At 54.7% G+C, this 18,617-nt stretch carries 18 protein-coding genes; 12 read left to right on the forward strand and 6 right to left on the reverse strand.

What is annotated here, in order from left to right:
• Positions 1–239: 239 nt before the first annotated feature.
• The 3 genes from G512_RS21980 to G512_RS19735 are packed head-to-tail and all read left to right on the forward strand — an operon-like array spanning position 240 to position 5,073.
• Positions 240–776 carry a TetR/AcrR family transcriptional regulator gene (locus tag G512_RS21980; protein WP_051268755.1) on the forward strand — a complete coding sequence of 179 codons (537 nt, stop codon included), beginning with the start codon at positions 240–242 and terminating at the stop codon, positions 774–776.
• A 43-nt stretch (positions 777–819) separates the two neighbouring features.
• Positions 820–1,914: an efflux RND transporter periplasmic adaptor subunit gene (locus G512_RS0101990; protein WP_028480247.1), complete on the forward strand. Its 1,095-nt coding sequence runs from the start codon at positions 820–822 to the stop codon at positions 1,912–1,914.
• Positions 1,915–1,929: 15 nt separating this feature from the next.
• Positions 1,930–5,073 carry an efflux RND transporter permease subunit gene (locus tag G512_RS19735; RefSeq protein ID WP_081657331.1) on the forward strand — a complete coding sequence of 1,048 codons (3,144 nt, stop codon included), beginning with the start codon at positions 1,930–1,932 and terminating at the stop codon, positions 5,071–5,073.
• A 204-nt stretch (positions 5,074–5,277) separates the two neighbouring features.
• Here G512_RS19735 and G512_RS0102000 read toward each other — a convergent pair whose 3' ends face one another.
• Positions 5,278–6,312, reverse strand: a complete 1,035-nt coding sequence (locus G512_RS0102000) for a P1 family peptidase (RefSeq protein ID WP_028480248.1) — start codon at positions 6,310–6,312, stop codon at positions 5,278–5,280.
• A 59-nt stretch (positions 6,313–6,371) separates the two neighbouring features.
• A complete protein-coding gene (locus G512_RS0102005) occupies positions 6,372–6,896 on the reverse strand; it encodes a flavin reductase (RefSeq protein ID WP_208974907.1) in 525 nt (174 codons plus the stop codon).
• Positions 6,897–7,407: 511 nt separating this feature from the next.
• Here G512_RS0102005 and G512_RS0102015 point away from each other — a divergent pair.
• The 8 genes from G512_RS0102015 (at position 7,408) to G512_RS0102050 (ending at position 14,079) form a co-directional block, all read left to right on the forward strand.
• Positions 7,408–8,337 carry an ABC transporter permease subunit gene (locus G512_RS0102015; protein ID WP_028480251.1) on the forward strand — a complete coding sequence of 310 codons (930 nt, stop codon included), beginning with the start codon at positions 7,408–7,410 and terminating at the stop codon, positions 8,335–8,337.
• A 2-nt stretch (positions 8,338–8,339) separates the two neighbouring features.
• Positions 8,340–9,674: a high-affinity branched-chain amino acid ABC transporter permease LivM gene (livM, locus tag G512_RS0102020; protein WP_028480252.1), complete on the forward strand. Its 1,335-nt coding sequence runs from the start codon at positions 8,340–8,342 to the stop codon at positions 9,672–9,674.
• A complete protein-coding gene (locus G512_RS0102025) occupies positions 9,671–10,516 on the forward strand; it encodes an ABC transporter ATP-binding protein (RefSeq protein ID WP_028480253.1) in 846 nt (281 codons plus the stop codon). Before livM ends, G512_RS0102025 begins: the two co-directional genes overlap by 4 nt.
• Positions 10,513–11,244, forward strand: a complete 732-nt coding sequence (locus G512_RS0102030) for an ABC transporter ATP-binding protein (RefSeq protein WP_028480254.1) — start codon at positions 10,513–10,515, stop codon at positions 11,242–11,244. The genes G512_RS0102025 and G512_RS0102030 overlap by 4 nt, the downstream gene beginning before the upstream one ends.
• 17 nt (positions 11,245–11,261) lie before the next feature.
• Positions 11,262–11,621 carry a DUF6867 family protein gene (locus G512_RS0102035; RefSeq protein WP_028480255.1) on the forward strand — a complete coding sequence of 120 codons (360 nt, stop codon included), beginning with the start codon at positions 11,262–11,264 and terminating at the stop codon, positions 11,619–11,621.
• A 199-nt stretch (positions 11,622–11,820) separates the two neighbouring features.
• Positions 11,821–12,921, forward strand: a complete 1,101-nt coding sequence (locus G512_RS0102040; protein ID WP_028480256.1) for a branched-chain amino acid ABC transporter substrate-binding protein — start codon at positions 11,821–11,823, stop codon at positions 12,919–12,921.
• A gap of 184 nt (positions 12,922–13,105) precedes the next feature.
• Positions 13,106–13,588 carry a lysozyme inhibitor LprI family protein gene (locus G512_RS21985; RefSeq protein ID WP_051268757.1) on the forward strand — a complete coding sequence of 161 codons (483 nt, stop codon included), beginning with the start codon at positions 13,106–13,108 and terminating at the stop codon, positions 13,586–13,588.
• Positions 13,585–14,079, forward strand: a complete 495-nt coding sequence (locus tag G512_RS0102050; protein ID WP_028480257.1) for a hypothetical protein — start codon at positions 13,585–13,587, stop codon at positions 14,077–14,079. The genes G512_RS21985 and G512_RS0102050 overlap by 4 nt, the downstream gene beginning before the upstream one ends.
• On the opposite strand, the gene G512_RS0102055 is transcribed toward G512_RS0102050, so the two are convergent.
• From G512_RS0102055 to G512_RS0102070, 4 genes are all read right to left on the reverse strand, one after another.
• Entirely contained in the window at positions 14,076–15,314 is a 1,239-nt protein-coding gene (locus G512_RS0102055; RefSeq protein ID WP_051268759.1) for a vWA domain-containing protein, read from the reverse strand. The genes G512_RS0102050 and G512_RS0102055 overlap by 4 nt on opposite strands.
• Positions 15,311–16,264, reverse strand: a complete 954-nt coding sequence (locus G512_RS0102060) for an AAA family ATPase (protein WP_028480259.1) — start codon at positions 16,262–16,264, stop codon at positions 15,311–15,313. Before G512_RS0102060 ends, G512_RS0102055 begins: the two co-directional genes overlap by 4 nt.
• An 88-nt stretch (positions 16,265–16,352) precedes the next feature.
• A complete protein-coding gene (locus G512_RS0102065) occupies positions 16,353–17,174 on the reverse strand; it encodes a tRNA1(Val) (adenine(37)-N6)-methyltransferase (protein ID WP_028480260.1) in 822 nt (273 codons plus the stop codon).
• 10 nt (positions 17,175–17,184) lie between these two features.
• Complete coding sequence (locus G512_RS0102070) at positions 17,185–17,406, reverse strand: putative signal transducing protein (RefSeq protein ID WP_028480261.1); 222 nt, start codon at positions 17,404–17,406, stop codon at positions 17,185–17,187.
• Between the two features lie 163 nt (positions 17,407–17,569).
• Between G512_RS0102070 and G512_RS0102075 the strand changes: the two genes are divergently transcribed.
• Entirely contained in the window at positions 17,570–18,583 is a 1,014-nt protein-coding gene (locus G512_RS0102075) for a polyprenyl synthetase family protein (protein WP_028480262.1), read from the forward strand.
• Positions 18,584–18,617: the final 34 nt, after the last annotated feature.

The raw sequence follows: 18,617 nt of genomic DNA on the forward strand, positions 1-18,617 counted from the left end.
AGGATCACTGTATGTTGGAAAGTCGGGCCCCCGTGGCCCGGCTTCTTTATTTTGCCCTATTAATCTTTGGTCGAGCTTTCTACCTTTACGACACGCCAGCTACCGCCAGTCACATTTTTGCGCATTCATGCTGTTGACAAAAAAACCGTCTAGACGGTATAGAAACCGTCCGGACGGTGCAGAATACCGACTGGACGGTATAGATATTTGCTGCGGATTTGGTCCGTTGGAGAGCGCAGATGGCAAGCGAGACCCGATCATTGATTTTGGATGCTGTAAGGAGCATCGTGCTGGAGAGTGGTGTTGGCGCGCTGACCATTGACGGAGTGGCTGCAAGAGCAGGCCTGTCAAAAGGGGGAGTGCTGTACAACTACCGCTCCAAGGATGCATTGGTTGCCGGTCTTATCGATCACCTCTGCGACCGGTGGTCCAACGAGATCAATGAGCGTACGAAAAAGAATCAGGCGCGCGGACTGAACTATCCGACACTTCGCGCTGTACTGTCGTTGGAACATGATGTCCTCGAACGTGTCTTGCCGGTTTGCCTGATCTCCATGTCGGACCGCCGCGCCGAACACATCTCTCCATTTCGGGATCTTTGTCAGAAATACAGCGATCGCATCTCCAGCGAGATCGCCAATCCGGCGGCCGCAGTGTTGGCCGAGGTGTTTATTGACGGCCTGTATTCAAGACGCGCCTTTGATGTGGAATTGCGCAAGCCTGAGGAATTGGAAGCAGCCAAGGAACTGCTCTTTGAGCTGCTGGATCGGTGTTGAACCAAGACGTGACTGAAGACCAGCTTTTGTTTGGGAAAGAGCGATGAGAACAACGAACACAAGAAAAGGGTTATCTTGGTGGGGTGGCCCCGTTGCCGTTATGGCGCTGGGCCTCATGCTCGCTGGTTGCCAGGAAGACAACACGACAGCATCTGCTACTGAAGAGGAGCCGCCGCGCGTTGCGCCGGTGATGACCGTCTCGGCAGAGGAGGGGATGGTTACCCGCAATTTCACCGGCCGGGTTGAAGCCGTGCAAACGGTCAATCTGGCTTTTCGCGTTGGTGGACAGTTGACGAAACTGCCAGTGCGAGAAAGCCAGTTGGTCAAAGAAGGTGAGTTGATCGCTGCCTTGGATCCAGCTGATTATGAAGCTGCCGTTCGCGAGGCAGAGGTGAATATCGAACAGCGCAAACTCGATCTTGATCGCTATGAAACGCTCAAGGACAAGGAAGTTGTTTCGCAAGGCGCCTACGATAGTGCCAAGACGGCCTACGATCTGGCCGCCGTACAACTGGATAACGCTAAACGGAACTTGAGCTACACCAAAATATACGCGCCGTATGATGCGATTATCTCCAAAAGATTGGTTGATAATTTTACCATCATTGATGCGGGAACAAGCGTAATCCGCATTCAGGATGTGCATGAGGTGCAGATTGATATCAATGTACCAGAGCGGCTGTTTGCTCAGGCGCGCGAGCAGAACCTGATCTCCATGACCGCAGAGTTTCCAGCGCATCCTGGCAAGGAGTATCCGCTGGAGTATCGTGAGCATTCAACTGAAGCTGATCCGATCACGCAAACCTACCGCGTGACACTGGCGATGCCGCATCCCGATGACATTCAGGTGTTTCCGGGGATGACAGCCAGTGTCCGCATCAAGGCGCGCCAGTTTGGTATGCAAGGCAGTCCGGGGCTGCTTGTGCCGACGTCGGCAGTTGCGGCTGATCCCGAACGGGACCCGTATGTTTGGATCTTTGACCCGGACACGAACACGGTCTCCAAGCGAGAAGTTGAAATCGGCACGCTTTATGGTCCGTACATACCGGTGGTATCCGGTCTTGAAGAAGGCGACATGATCGTAACGGCTGGTGTTGGCTACCTTCAGGATGGCGAGACCATTCGACCGATGAAGTAACCGGGAGAGTCCCTCATGGATATTGCACGCTACTCAATTGAGAAGCCGGTCAATGTCTGGATGGTTGTTTTGATCGCCTTGCTTGGCGGCATATGGGCACTCTCCAGCATTGGTCGTCTTGAAGATCCTGAGTTCACGATCAAATCGGCTCAGGTCATTACGGCCTATCCCGGCGCTACGGCCTCGGAGGTAGAAGAGGAAGTTACTGAAAAGCTGGAAACGGCCATACAGCAGCTTTCTCAGTTGAATGAACTGACCTCCAATTCGGAGCCCGGACTGTCGCGTATTCAGGTGGAGATCAAAGACACCTACGACAAGCACGAGCTGCCGCAGGTGTGGGATGAGCTGCGCCGAAAAGTGAATGACATTCGGAACGACCTTCCGGCCGGTGTCCGTGATCCTATCGTGTTTGACGATTTTGGTGATGTGTACGGGCTCTACTATGCCTTCACGGCTCAGGGTTATTCCAATCGGGAGTTTCGTGATGCGACCCAGGAGTTGCGTCGGGAACTGTTGACCGTCGATGGCGTTGCGAAGGTGGATGTTCTGGGCGAGCCACAGGATGAAATTCGCATCAATGTCTCGCAGGATCGGTTGGCTCAACTTGGCATCACGCTCAACGATGTCATGGCGGTTCTAGGTGCAGAAAACGCGGTGCAGGAAAACGGCTCCACCATGTCCGGTGATGCCCGGCTGCGGATCGTGACCGACTCGGCTTTTCACGATTATCGCAGCATTGCCGATCTGGTAATCGGTCGACCTGGCTCCACTGCCATGGTGCGGCTATCAGATGTGGCAACAATCTCGGTCAACGAGCCGGATGATCCCGACGCTATCGTGCGTCACAATGGCATGCGTGCCGTTACGCTGGGGGTTTCAGCTGTTTCCGGTACAAACATCGTGGACGTCGGTCAGCGGGTAGAGGCGTACATCAACAAGCTGCACAAGGATTTGCCGCTTGGAATGGAAATATGGCCGATCTACCAACAGCATGTGGTTGTTGATGCGGCTGTGAGCGACTTCGTGCTCAATCTGGCCATGTCCGTTGCAATCGTGATTGTCGTTCTGGGTATCTTTATGGGCTGGAGAGCGGCTCTGGTGGTGGGCACATCGTTGTTCCTGACCGTGATGGCTACCGTGTTCTGGATGAAGATATTCGAGCTGCAACTTCAGCGCATCTCGCTGGGTGCTCTGGTGATTGCCATGGGCATGTTGGTGGACAATGCCATCGTGGTTGCAGAGGGCATGATGATCAACATGCAACGGGGCATGAAACCGTTGCCAGCCGCTTCGTTGGTGGTGCGGCAAACCAAATGGCCGCTGTTGGGCGCAACCGTAATCGGCATCATGGCGTTCTCCGGCATCGGTCTGTCTCCGGATGCAACCGGTGAGTTCATGTTCTCACTGTTCGCCGTTGTTGCTATTTCCCTGTTGATGTCATGGGTCTTTGCAATCCTGCTTACCCCCTTGTTCGGCAAGTACTTCTTCATCACGACCTTGAGCGGTGAGGACAAGGATCCCTATCGCGGGCTCTTGTATGTAACCTTCAAGAAGGTGCTTGTGGTTGCTCTCAAGTTCCGGCCTTTGACAATCCTGTTGCTCATCGCCACGACCGCTGTGTGCATGTACAGCTTCAAGTATGTGGGTGTTGCGTTCTTCCCGGATTCCTCGACGCCCATGTTCTATGTGAACTACTGGGCCCCTCAGGGCGCGGATATTCGCAGTACGGATCGGGATCTGAAAATCCTCGATGAATACATTCGGGGGCTGGATAGCGTTACTGCGACGAGTGCTTTTGCCGGTCGTGGTGCGGCGCGCTTCATGCTTACCTACAGCCCTGAAGATGCCACCTCCAACTATGGTCAGATTATTGTCCGAACCAAAACAACCGAGACAATTGACGCTTTGGCAGAAAGGGTGCGTGAGTTCGGCTTGCAGACCTTCCCGAATGCCCGGGTGTTCACTGAGCGTCTGGTTTTCGGACCGCCCAGCGGGGCTTCCATTCAGGCTCGTTTCTCTGGCAAGGATGCAAATGTACTGCGTGGATTGGCTGAGGAAGCTGAACGCATTTTCCGAGATCCTAAGTATCGGTTGCACGATGTACGCACTGACTGGCGCGAGCGCGAGTTCGTTCTGACACCTTTGTTTGATGAGGATCGAGCAAGGATTGCCGGCATTACCCGTCAGGATCTTGCATCAGCGATCCAGTTTTCCTCTGAAGGAATGCGCGCTGGCAGTTATCGTGATGGGGATGAGAATATTCCGATCATGGTGCGCCGTGACCGTCCGGATGGCATGACCGCCTCTGAAGCTTTGATGGACACGCTCGTTTGGAGCTCGCAACAGAGCGCCTATGTGCCGATTGATCAGGTGACGGATGGCGTGAAAACTGTTGCCGAGGATACCATTATTCGGCGCCGGGATCGGGTGAAGACCATTACCGTGATGGGTGCCAATGCGGATGATGAACTGGCTTCAACGGCTCATGCACGCATACGGGGCGCGATTGAATCCATTCCGTTGCCGGAGGGCTATTCTCTGGAATGGGGCGGAGAGTATGAAAGCTCCAATGATGCGAACGCTTCTCTTGGGGCGGCCCTGCCAATCGGGTTCCTGACGATGGTGATCATCTCCATTTTGCTGTTCGCCAAGGTACGCGAACCTTTGATGATCTGGTTGATGGTGCCAATGTCGATCAATGGCGTGACCATTGCTCTGCTTGGAACCGGCTTTCCGCTGGACTTCATGGCGATCCTCGGCGTCTTGTCCCTCTCGGGTATGCTTATCAAGAATGCGATTGTTTTGATTGAAGAGATCGCCATTCAGATTGATGAGGGCAAGGAGAAGTTTCAGGCGGTGGTGGATGCCAGTGTCTCACGTTTGAGACCGGTTACCATGGCAGCGTTCACAACCATTCTTGGCATGGCGCCACTGGTCATTGATCCGATGTTCCGCAGTATGGCTGTGTCGATCATGGGCGGGCTTGCGTTTGCAACTGTGCTGACCCTGATTGCTGCGCCAGCCTTGTACTGCGCCTTCTATCGCATCAAGTACCATCCGCTTGATCAGCACCCTGAAGGCGGGGATGGGCCCTCAGCTGCAGAGCGCGAAAATGCGGCAATGGCGGGAGGTTCCGCCAAGGAACTCGTCGGCGCTTGATGTCGACAAAAGAATAGGACGAGGGCGATACCCCGATCGCTCTCGTCCTGAAAAGCGCCATCCTTGTTTCCAACACCCGGGGATGGCGCTTTTCTTTATCCTCCAAGGGGGCTTTTCTGACAATACCCTGGCTTTTTGAGAGGCTGTGCTGTGCGTTCGTATAATCGCGCTGCCATGGCTGTGACGTTTGCGCGTGCTGGCTTGTCAGGTTGTGAGATAGCTTTCTTTCCAGGTCGGGACGGCGTCAGTCCTGTCTGGCGCTGCGTGGTAAACCCCACGAGCGATCGCGCGGGCTACCGTGGAAGCCGCGTGGGCGCCAAGCATCTGCATATCTGATACCGGGTCAGTCATCGCCCGTTTGCCGGTAGACAACACAAAGATAAGATCGCCGTCCAAAGGAGTGTGGGACGGCCATATCGCCTGAGCATAGCCATCATGGGCCGCAACGGCGATGCGCTTTGCTTCGGCCTTTGTAAGGATAAGGTCAGTTGCGACGACACTGATGGTCGTGTTCTGAAGTGGCTGGGCCTTGCTGTCCATGTTGGTCAGCTTGCTCAGGATCGCCTCACTGGGTTGGGGGAGGTGGTCCGGCAGGCCAAGGCCGCCAAACTCATCGCCTATTTCAAACGGGGCTGCCCTGAAATGGGCCAGATGGTCATAGGTGACCGATCCCAGCGCGTTGACAGCGGCGAGTGCACCAATGGTTGCCCCAGACGGGAGCAACGTTGATGCGGATCCCAATCCGCCTTTCAGCGTGGCTGTTGTCGCGCTATAGCCCGCACCGATGGTTCCCAGCTCAAAGTCTGTTCTTGCATTCTGTGCTGCCTGGATGCCCAGATGACGATAAGGTGTTTCATCCAGCCCCCAGTTCTTGTCGCCGCCGTTTAGCAGATCGAAGAGTATGGCAGCGGGGACGATGGGCACGCGAACGGAACCGACAGCATAGCCCTTGCCTCGCTTGGCCAACAGGGATTGCACTCCGGCTGCGGCATCAAGCCCGAAAGCAGAACCCCCTGACAGGACGAGGGCATCAACTTGTGCAACGGTTTGGTCGGGTTCGAGCAGGGCAACGTCACGGGTGCCCGGTGCGCCGCCATGAATAGCGACGGAAACCACAGCCGGATTGTCCGGAATGATGGCGGTACTGCCACTTTTGAGTACCGGATCGTGCGCATTTCCTACTTGGATGCCCGGAACATCGGTAATCAGATTTTTTGCGCCTGCCTTAAGCCTTGCCATGATTATGCTCACTCAAACCTTTTCATTTGAGCCAGCATATCTGTGGTGCGGTTCAAAGGCTATAGCGCGTGGTAGTTGCGATCGAGATAAATGAGCGCTTTTTCTTTGCCGCCAAAATGTGCCGCTACGACCTCTCCGAAAATGACCGAATGCGTTCCAACCTCGGCGATTTCGCTCACTCGGCAGTCGCAGGCCATCCGGGCTTGTTCAAGGATGGGAGAGCCGGTTTCCAGTGTCGTCCAGGTGCCGTAGCCAAAACGGTCGGCCATATCCAGATCGCCTCGCCCGGCAAACACATCGGAAATGGATGTGTGATTATGGATCAGCGTATTGAGGGAAAACACGCCATTCTGTTTGATGGTCTCATTTACATCTGTGCCTCGATTTAGGCAGACAAGGACCGTGGGCGGCTGATCACTTACCGAACAGGCAGAAGACACAGTGACCCCGACCCGACCTGCTGGTCCATCCGAGGTCAAGATATTCACAGAAGCGGCCAGACGACTCATGGCCTCACGAAACTGCTCGGCAGAGATGTGTTCGTTGTGGCTCATGGACGTTCTGTAGGGTGCCGGTGCTGTCATTTTGAAGTGTGCCTGTTGTGCTGTTTCGGATTGAAGCGCCTGCTTCCTAGCTAGGGGCTTTTCCGTAATTTTTCCAGCGCCATTTGCGGGTTGTCGAGGGGGAACCCGTGATTCCATCCCCAGAAATGCTTGTTTTCCAATGCCAAGTGGGAAGCCAGATCAAACCGATAATCGGTTCTTGGCAGTTGGTCTATCGCTGATATATTACTAACGGCGATTGATTCCTTCCCGCTGATCTCTGGCAGCTTGGCCACGGGGCGGCAAACCGCCATTCAGCGAACTCAATTGTTTCTCTAGGTAAACACCATATGCGCAGAGAACGCGACGTGAAGGAATTAATTGTTCGTTACAAAGGTAATTTGCGATATAAAGTTATCAATATAGGTGCTTACCAGTATAGGGAATTTACTTGCTCAGAAAGGCTCTCTAGAAAATATATGGGGCCGAGCGTGGAGAGACGCTCGGGTAGAACGGTAAAAACCGCTTTTCCAATCGGGGAACAAAACAAAATATGGATTATTTTCTCCAACAGCTAATAAATGGCGTCACCTTGGGATCAATTTACGGTCTTATCGCCATTGGTTATACGATGGTCTACGGTATCATCGGCATGATCAACTTTGCGCATGGTGACATTTTCATGGTTGGCGCTTTCATCGCGTTGATCACGATCGTGGCACTTGGCATCACGGCGGCGACGCCGCTGCTGCTGTTGATTGCTGCGCTTGTTCTGGTGCTCGTTATTGCCATGGCCTTGACTGCCGTGTGGGGCTGGACGGTCGAGCGTATTGCCTACCGGCCGTTGCGCGGGTCTTTTCGGCTTGCGCCTTTGATTACGGCAATCGGGGCCTCCATTGCTCTTCAGAACTTTGTGCAGATATCGCAGGGTGCTCGTAACAAGCCGCTGCAGCCGCTGTTTCAGGGTGGCTTCCAGCTTTCGGATGGGGCAGGGACGGGGTTTGCCGTTCAACTGTCCTACATGCAGATCCTGATCATCGTAACCACTGTGGTTTTGATGGCAGGTTTTACATTCCTGATCAACAACACCAGTCTGGGACGAGCCCAACGCGCTTGTGAACAGGACCGCAAAATGGCGGCCCTTCTTGGCGTAAACGTCGACCGAACCATCTCACTCACCTTTGTGATGGGCGCGGCTCTGGCTGCCGTAGCGGGATTGATGTTCCTCATGTATTACGGCGTGGTTGACTTCTTCATCGGCTTTGTTGCGGGTGTTAAGGCCTTTACCGCCGCGGTTCTGGGGGGGATTGGATCGCTACCGGGCGCGATGTTGGGTGGTCTTTTGATCGGGCTCATCGAGACCTTCTGGTCCGGTTACTTCTCCGTTGAATACAAAGATGTTGCCGCCTTCTCGATCCTCGCGATCGTTCTGATCTTCATGCCCGAAGGTCTGCTTGGCAAACCGGAAGTGGAGAAGGTCTGATCATGGAAACTGTCAAGAAACCAAGCCTTCTTGAAAGCAGCGTGAAAGACGCTGGTATGGGCGCATTTGTGACCTTTGCGCTTGCGCTGGTCATGGTTGGCATGAAGGTGGATGTGGCTTCCGGCCTCGGAGCCGAGTTGTTTATCGAATACCGGTGGACAGCCGTTGCCATTGCCGTGGTAACGGTCTTCGTGGGACGTCTGCTGCTGAACCTGTTTTTCTGGAAGCCGGATAACCCGTTGGCGGTCAACCTGTCTGGCCTCATGCCGTCTGGTGACAGCGCAACGCAGATTGGGAAGGCGCTGAAACCGGTCCTTCTGATCATTGCGATCGCGTTGCCGTTTGCTCTGATGTTCTGGCTCGGGGCGCGGGGGTCTCGCCAGTATATCGATCTGGCCATTCTGGTGACCACCTACATCATGCTGGGGTGGGGCCTCAACATTGTGGTGGGGCTGGCCGGGCTTCTGGATCTCGGCTATGTGGCGTTTTATGCTGTGGGGGCATACTCCTACGCCTTGCTGGCCGAATACTTCGGGTTCTCGTTCTGGATCTGCTTGCCACTTGCAGGCATTCTGGCCGCGTTCTGGGGTATCATCCTCGGCTTTCCCGTGTTGCGGTTGCGAGGGGATTACCTGGCGATTGTTACATTGGCTTTCGGCGAAATCATCCGGATCGTGTTATTGAACTGGTATCAGTTTACGGGTGGTCCCGACGGGATTTCAGGTATTCCGCGTCCATCCTTCTTTGGTCTTGAGTTCAAGCGCGGCGATGGCGGGTTTGCGGACTTTTTCGGTCTGGATTACTCCTCCATTCACCGGATCATCTTCTTGTACTATCTCATTCTCATCATGGCTTTGGTGACCAATATTGTCACCATGCGGCTGCGGCGCATGCCGATTGGCCGGGCATGGGAGGCGCTGCGGGAAGACGAGATTGCCTGTCGGTCGCTGGGTATCAACACCACCAACACCAAGCTTACCGCATTTGCGCTGGGTGCCATGTTTGGTGGGTTTGCCGGCTCGTTCTTCGCCACTCGTCAGGGGTTCATTTCACCTGAGAGTTTCACCTTCATTGAATCGGCCGTAATCCTCGCGATTGTCGTGCTTGGAGGGCTTGGCTCTCAGATTGGTGTGGTGATTGCCTCGGTCGTCATGATCGGAGGGTTCGAATTCTTCCGCGAGTTTGAAGAGTACCGCATGCTGGTCTTTGGTATGCTCATGGTCTTCATCATGGTCTGGAAACCGCGGGGTCTGGTCTCAACCCGAGCGCCGTCGGTGACCCTGTCGAAAGACGCCAAAGGCATTTCGGCGGATCTGGTTCAGGAGGGACACGGATGACCCAATGGAACGATAATCCTGTGTTGACCGTTGAGCATTTGACCATGCGGTTTGGTGGTCTGACGGCAATCGATGATTTGTCCTTCAATGTGGGGCGTGGAGATATCACGGCGTTGATTGGTCCGAACGGGGCTGGAAAAACAACCGTGTTCAACTGTGCCACAGGTTTTTACAAGCCTACTGAAGGACGCCTTGTCATGCGTCGCTCCAATGGCGAGAAATTCCTCCTGGAGCGGTTGCCGGACTTCAAGATCTCGGCCCATGCAAAGGTTGCGCGGACATTCCAGAACATCCGCCTGTTTGGCGGCATGACCATTTTGGAAAATCTGATGGTCGCGCAGCACAATCCTTTGATGGTGGCTTCCAACTGGACCCTCGGCGGTTTGTTGGGGTTGACGGGCTACCGTCATGCCAACCGTGATGCTATCGATCATGCCAAGTACTGGCTTGAGAAAACAAACCTTTTGGATCGGGCGGATCTTCCAGCGGCGGAACTGCCATATGGTGACCAGCGCCGGCTGGAGATTGCGCGGGCCATGTGCACTGGTCCGGAGATTTTATGTCTGGACGAACCGGCTGCTGGTTTGAACCCCAAGGAGAGCCTCGAGCTCAATGAACTGCTCATGTACATCCGGAAGGAACATGACACCTCTGTGCTGTTGATCGAACATGACATGTCTGTGGTGATGGAAATTTCCGATCACGTGGTTGTGTTGGATTACGGGGTGAAGATTTCTGACGGTACCCCAGACGAGGTCAAGAATGATCCGCATGTGATCGCGGCTTATCTGGGTGTGGATGATGATGAGGTTGATGAAATCGAGGAGGAAGTGGGCCTATGACAATGACAGAACCACTTCTGAAGGTCCGTGGGGTCGAGACCTACTACGGTAAGATCATTGCCTTGAAAGGCGTCGATCTGGATGTCCACGAAGGTGAGATCGTGACGTTGATCGGCGCGAATGGAGCCGGAAAGTCCACCTTGATGATGACGGTCTGCGGATCACCGCAGGCGCGTAACGGGTCAATTGTTTATGCTGGTGAGGACATCACGACCAAACCAACCTACGAGATCATGAGAACGGGCATTGCCCAGTCACCCGAAGGGCGACGCATTTTTCCGCGCATGTCCGTGCTGGAAAACCTCATGATGGGTGGCATGGTTGCGGAAAACAAGTACTTCGAGGACGATCTGAAGCGCGTGTTCGAGTTGTTTCCGCGGCTGAAGGAGCGTCAGCATCAGAGTGGCGGAACGTTGTCAGGTGGTGAACAGCAAATGCTGGCCATTGCCCGGGCATTGATGAGCCGTCCGCGATTGCTTTTGCTGGACGAACCGTCGCTGGGTTTGGCGCCCATTATCGTTCGCCAGATCTTTGAGGCAATCAATGAGCTGAACAAGACCGATGGACTGACCGTGTTCTTGGTGGAACAGAATGCGTATCACGCACTGAAGCTCGCTCACCGGGGCTATGTGATGGTGAACGGTGTCATCACCATGACAGGTACAGGTAAAGAGCTTTTGTCTCGGGAAGAGGTCAAGGCGGCCTATCTCGAGGGCGGTCGTCACTAAGCAAGGGAGCACGCGATATGGGTATTCTTTATGGCAGTTCCTTGCCGGTCTTCATCATCTTTGTATGTGGTATCGGCGGGTTGGCTGCCTATGCCACGGGCCGCGCGATTGCGGTGACCTGGCGACCGTTCTGGATGTTGTTCTGGTTCTTGTTCTTGCTGACATTGGCGGTTCGGTTCCTGTGCTTTGCATTGTTCGAGGAACCGTTGCTGTCATTTCAGTATTTTGTCGTTGACTATCTGGTGTTGACCGGCATTGCGCTGATTGGTTGGCGCAAAACCCGCACGACGCAGATGGTAACGCAATACCGTTGGCTCTACGTAAGAACGAGCCCGTTCACGTGGACATTGCGGCAAGGTCAGAACGATGCCTACTGAAACTAGAGGTACTACTTAGTTTCGGGTTGAAAAAGCTTCTGGGGGTTGTTCAACTACTCCCAGAAAGAATTTGGGATTCTGCGGCGTGGAGAGACGCTGTGGACCCAAGACAAGAAATGAAATGGCTGAGACCATTTTTCCATTCCGTCTTTAATTTGAGACGGTCAGAGGTAAATCACCTTCAATCAGGGGAGTAAAAATGAAAAACTCTATTTTGGCGAGCCTTGCAGGCATTACGGCAATTGCGATGTCCAGCACCGCAATGGCGGAGATCGTTATTGCAACCGCCGGCCCGATGACCGGTCAGTATGCCTCCTTCGGAGCTCAGATGAAGGCGGGGGCCGAGCAGGCCGTTGCCGACATCAATGCTGCTGGCGGCATCAATGGCGAAGAGCTGGTTCTGGAAGTGGGCGATGACGCTTGTGACCCCAAGCAGGCCGTAGCTGTTGCCAACCAGATGGTTGGTAAGGGTGTCGTGTTCATGGCGGGTCACTTCTGCTCCGGTTCTTCAATTCCGGCCTCTCAGGTCTACGCTGAAGAGGGCATCATTCAGATTACACCGGCTTCGACCAATCCGAAGTTCACTGATGAGCGTCCGGGGCCGGGTGTCTACCGTGTGTGTGGCCGCGATGACCAGCAGGGTCAGGTAGCGGGTACTACATTGGCTACCGAGTTTGGTGATAAAAACATCGCCATCATTCACGACAAGACCGCATACGGCAAGGGTCTGGCCGATGCCACCAAGGCAGTGATGAACGCCGCTGGCAAGGAAGAAGCTGTGTACGAGGCTTACACCGCCGGTGAGAAGGACTATACGGCTCTGGTTTCAAAGCTGAAGTCCGAGAACATCGATGTTCTTTATGTGGGTGGTTACCACACAGAAGCTGGCCTCATGAAGCGCCAGATGCAGGATCAGGGCATGGATACGATCCTGATCTCTGGTGATGCTTTGGTAACGGATGAGTATTGGTCGATTACAGGTCCTGCCGGTGAAGGGACCTTGATGACCTTCTCGCCAGATCCGCGCAAGAATGCCGAAGCTGCTCCGGTTGTGGAGGCCTTGGAAGCGGCAGGTAAAACTGCTGAAGGGTATGCGCTTTATACCTATGCGGCCATTCAGGCATGGGCGGAGGCTGTAGAAGCAGCCGGTACCACCGATTACGAAGAAGTGGTGGCCGCTCTGGATGAGGGCGAGTTCAACACCGTACTCGGCAAGCTGTCCTTTGACGAGAAGGGCGACGTGACCCTGCCAGGTTATGTCTGGTACGAGTGGAAAGACGGTCAGTACGACTATCGCTAAGCAACACATTGGACCAAGTGTTGATTGCAATGGGCCTCGCAGGAAACTGCGGGGCCTATATTTTTGCCTGTTTCTTCAGGTTCCATAAACTCTGGCAGTGTTTTTCGGTCACCAAGGTCGTTGCAGCATGCTTGAAATTAGGCAAGGTCCGTTAGGCTGTCTTTCAAAAAGAAGGAGAAATCCCGTGTGCCGTCTGTCTGTATTCGCTACCCTGTTTTTAATGAGTTGTGGGTTGGCTGTGGCCAGCAGTAACCTGAACGTGCCGACACCCGAAGATCGAAACGTGCTGCAGGTTTGTTTGGCTGAAGCGGGTATGTCTTTTGCCGGATCAGTTGCGTGTATTGGCAAGGTGTTTTCCGCTTGTCAGGCTAATCCGGAAAACCAGACATCACTTGGCATGCGGATTTGTGCCTCTCGGGAAACCGAGTTGTGGGATGAAAAGCTGAATGCGGCTTACCAGAGCGCTATGGATGCGCAGCCCGAGCCTGTTCAAGAACAGTTGCGAGCGACGCAGCGGTTGTGGATTGAGTTTCGAGACCATGACTGCGACGTGCCCATGGTCATTTATGAAGGTGGCACGCTTGGCCCCGTAGCCGCGACACAATGCTTGCTACAAGCAACGGCGCTTAGGGCCTTGCAGATGGAAGACTACGCGAGGGTGCCTTGAAAAGATTACTCGGTGTTTTTGTTGGTTTGGGACTGTTGATGGCTGCGCCGGCTTCCGCGTTGGAACTGCCATTTTGCCAGCCTGACGATGACTTGATCCCGATTCCGCGTTGGGAAGTGGAAGTGGACTCGCAGTACCAGCTCTCGACAGTGCCGCCGGCACAAGAGGGGCGGATTGTTCACCTTCTCTTGTCCTTTCCGGATCTGGATCGCGATGCCTGTACAGCGTTGTCTGGCGGCAAGAACTTTCTCTACCCGTTTTCTGAGGATGATCCGGAAAGCGCAGACATGGTGATCACCATTCGCGAAGCCCCCACTTACGGATCACGAGGCTGCATGGTGGATGGCCTCTATGCTTTTGGCGAGTTGGAAGAAGCCGGCGGTGAAGAGGAGGGTGATGGTGCTGGCGTTGTGCGCTTCCAGCTCCATTTGCAGCCGGATTGGTCAATTCTTGAAAGCGGACGTTTCTGCAAGATGGTACAGGAGGGCTAAGCCACTCGGTGGAGCCATTGTCTTGGATCATGAGCCCGGTTTGATTTGCCTCGGTCACCAAGGGCTATGCAAAGGTCTGCCACCGCGTCTAGAGAGTGGACAGGGCGAAACTCGTCGACATGGGGGAGTAGCGCACGAATGCCGCGCGCCTTGGCTTCGAACTGGTCAAAGCGCAGCAGCGGATTAAGCCAAACCAGTCGGCGGCAGGAACGATGCAGGCGGTCCATTTCCCACTCCAACATGCTGTCTTCCTGACGTTCAAGTCCGTCCGATATGAAAAGGACAATGGGACCGCCGGAAAGGACGCGCCGTGACCACTTTCGGTTGAACTCGTAAAGTGCGTGGGCAATTCGGGTGCCGCCGGACCAGTCCGCAACACTATCGGTACAGAGCAAGAAAGCCTCATCGGGATCCTTGCGTGTCAAGTCGCGTGTGATGTTGGTCAGTCTCGTGCCGAAAAGAAAAGTCTGGACACGTCTTTTTTCAGAGAGCGCATGGAGGAAATGCAGGAGCACCCTTGTGTACTGGCTCATGGATCCGGAAATGTCACAAAGAGCGACAATTGGTGGATGCTGTTCGGCTCTCTTGCGGTGGCGCAAGTCGATCACGTTACCGCCCGCCCGCAGAGAGGCGCGCAAGGTGCGACGTGGATCAATCCTGCCTCTGCCGGCGGGAACCAAACGGCGGGTGGCAACCTTATCCAAGGGTAGTTGTATGGACTGAAGAGCGCGACGGGCTTGCGCAATCTCCGTTGCCGTCATCTGGGCGAAGTCCTTCTTTTGCAAGACCTCTCGTTCCGACACGGTAAACCGGGCGTCCACTTCGACCTGAGGCCGGGTTTCTGCGGCTTCTCGTTTTCGATTGGTTTCGAATGCCTGAGAAAGTCGCGTTTGACCCACCTTGGGTTTTTCAGGTTCCTTAGGGCCGGCGGGGGCTACCGGTGACAGAATGGACAGCAATTTTTCAACCAGCCCGTGGGTTTTCCAATAGATGCGGAAGGCTTCATCGAAAACGGGTTGTTGTTCGTGTTTGTTTACGAATACCGCATGCAGGGTCCAATAGAGATCGTCACGGTTGCGCAGGCCCGAAATAACAACCGCTTCGACAGCTTCAACCACGCTGGCCGGGCCGATGGGAAGGCCGGCTTTGCGGAGGGTGCGGGCGAAGTGGACGATGTTTTCGGTAATTTTGCCGCGCGATGCTTCCGACAAATGCGTGTCTTGGCCTGTGTTCATCTGGATAGTGGCCCTGTTTGCGGCGACTGACCTTGGGCGAACAAATCCTGTCGCAGGGACTCGACTATCTCATGAGCGCGGGAGCCTTTGATACGATCAATATCCTCCTGATACTTGAGCAACGTCCCCAAGGTATCCGTCACCATTTCCGGATCGAGTGCGACTTCGTTGAGTTCGGTCAGAGCGGTGGCCCAGTCCAGCGTCTCGGCCACACCGGGTTGTTTGAACAGATCTTCGTTGTTTCGCAGATGCTGAACGAAGGCAACCACCTCTTGGGCCAGTTGCTCAGCGGCACCCGGCACCTTGCGTGCTACGATTTCCAATTCCCGCTCGGCGGTTGGATAGTCCAGCCAATGATACAGGCACCGCCGCTTCAGAGCGTCGTGGATCTCTCGGGTCCGGTTGGTGGTGATGATGGTAATCGGAGGCTCACCTGCCTTGATCGTACCCAGTTCCGGGATGGTTACCTGATTATCCGCAAGGACTTCCAGAAGAAAGGCTTCAAAGGCTTCATCAGAACGGTCCAACTCGTCAATCAGGAAGATCGGAGCGCCTGCACTGCTTGTCTCCAATGCCTGTAGGACAGGGCGTCTTATGAGAAAACGCTGGGAGAAAACGGAGTTTGCCAGAGCCTCGCGCGATACATTCCCTTCTGCCTCTGCGAGGCGGATTTCGATCATTTGCGCGGCATAGTTCCATTCATAGACCGCAGTCGAAATATCCAGACCCTCATAGCACTGGAGCCGTACCAGTGGCCGGTCCAGACTTGCCGCCAGAACCTTTGCGATCTCGGTTTTGCCAACTCCCGCTTCGCCCTCTAAAAACAGAGGACGTCCCATGCGCAAGGCCAAATGCAACACAGTGGCCAGCGAACGATCAGCTACGTAGCCTGCGCTGTCCAACAGGCCTTGCGTTTCTTCTATGGATTTTGGCAGTTCGCCGCTGGTCATCGGCATTCCCCCCGGTTTGGCTGAGACCTTCATGAGGCATCATACGAAGATCTGCGTATTTTTCCAGTGGGGCTTTGGCGCTGTGAGACTATCTGCGGTGTTCTATGCTGAGGCCTTTGCCATGGCGCATCACTGCCGTTGCCTGCTCGGTGAAGTCTTCACCCTGTCCTTTGTGAAGGGTGAAGCCGGGCAGGAGGCGCAGACCCGATTTGCTCTGGCAGGTTGCTCGTATGATTACCCGAGTGGCGGCACTTGTCGCGGTTGGGCGCAGCGGAATGACATCAATCGCGCCGAAGCGTCCTTGCATTGTATCCAGAAGATCATGCAGGCCGTCCGCGCGGAAAATCACCGTCAGTGATCCGCCTTCTTTCAACAAGTCTTTTGCAGTGCGCATCCAGGGTTCCAGTCCACGTTCGTCCAGTGCGTGGGCGGGTGCGCGGTCCTTCTGCGGCGTGACCCGGAAACGGCTACTATCATAGTATGGCGGGTTCATTATGACGTGATCGGCCTGCAAGGGATGCAAGCCATTTGCATGGCGCAGACTGCCCTTCGCCGTGATGTCGGCCTCAAGAATGCGCACGCGGTTTGCGAAACTCTTGTTCTCTGAAAGTCTCAAGCCACGCCGGGCCAATTCTGCCACAACCGGATCCAGTTCCACTCCGGTTACGGTGATTTGGGGAAGGCGCCACGCCGCACAAAATGCAGCAGAGCCCACACCTGTTCCCAAATCCATCACATGCCCTGTTGTGGTGTCGGGCAGGCAAGCGGCGAGGTACACCGCGTCCAAGCCTGCCCTGTGTCGCCCCTTGGCCGGCTGTTCGATCATCACCTTGCCATCCAGAAACTTGTCCAGGGTGGTGGCTGGCAGGTCGATATTTGAGGTTGCAGATGTGGGCGTGATGTCGTTCATGGCGCGGATTTCAGCGTTTCAGTTCGTTCTCTAGACCAGCGTCGATCAGCAACTGTTTGGCGCGGTCAATCTCGTCGGCATCTACCAGAATTCGGCGGGGCAGGAAACCCAGAGACCCCTCCATGATGCTCATGTTCGTATCTGCTACGAAATAATGAATCTCTTCCTCTGTCAGGAGAGCTTCGACGAATGAAATGGTCACTGCGTTGTTGGTTCTCAGTAGTTCTTCCACGTCAGCTTCCCTCCCGATCTCAATTATGAGGTGTGCATTTGTCCACTTGTGGCCCTTTGATGTGGTTTAACCTAGGAACAGATGCGGCCAATTTGCGTTCTTGTCTTGCCGAAGTTGGTTCTCAGACCTATTGTCCCCCGAAAGAAAACGGAGAGGGCAACCCGTGGGCGTCGTACAGTTGCAAGATAACCTTAAACAACCGGCCAGCATACAAACGCTTGTCGATCTTGTCTCGCAGGATATGGCCAAGGTCAATGACCTGATCCTGTCCAAAGCCGGATCCAATGTGGAACTGATCCCTGAAATTTCGAGACATCTGATCGATTCTGGCGGCAAGCGGTTGCGTCCAATGTTGACGCTCGCCTTCGCCAAGATGTTCGACTATCAGGGTGATGGGCATATCATTCTGGCAGCGTCCGTTGAGTTCATGCACACCGCAACTCTGCTCCATGATGATGTAGTGGATGAGAGTGACATGCGCCGTGGCAAGCTGGCTGCGCGCAAGCTGTGGGGCAATCAGGCCAGTGTTCTGGTCGGCGACTACTTGCTTGGCCAAGCTTTCAAGATGATGGTGGATGTGGGCTCGCTCGAAGCCCTGCGTATCCTCTCGGAGGCTTCTGCAGTGATTGCGGAAGGTGAGGTATTGCAGTTGGGGGCGTCTCAGAACACGTCAACCAATGAAGCGCAATACATGCAGATCATTGAAGCGAAAACGGCTGCGCTTTTTGCAGCTGCCTCTGAGGTCAGTCCTGAAGTGTCAGGCCAATCGGATGCAGTCCGGGCTGCTGCGCGGAAATTCGGTATGGATCTTGGACTGGCGTTTCAGTTGGTAGATGACGCGCTGGATTATGGCGGTTCGGCCAAGGATTTGGGCAAGGATGTGGGAGATGATTTCCACGAAGGTAAAATCACCTTGCCGATCATTTATGCTCTGGCACGTGGTACGGATGAGGATCGCGCCTTCTGGAAGCGCACGCTGGAAGACGGCCAAATCGAAGATGGAGACCTGGATCACGCTATCAGTCTTCTGCGCAGCACCGGTGCTCTGGACGATACCATTCAGCGGGCCCGAGACTTCGGCGCCTCGGCTATTGAAGCTCTGGCATCATTGCCAGATGGTCCGTGCAAGGATGCCTTGCGCGAAAGCGTTGAATTCTGCATTCAGCGCGTAACGTGATCCGTTGGATGTACCTGTTAATAATTGAGAGCTA

The sequence above is a fragment of the Pseudovibrio exalbescens DSM 16456 genome, assembly GCF_000422785.1.
In the GTDB taxonomy this organism is placed as follows: Bacteria; Pseudomonadota; Alphaproteobacteria; order Rhizobiales; family Stappiaceae; genus Pseudovibrio; species Pseudovibrio exalbescens.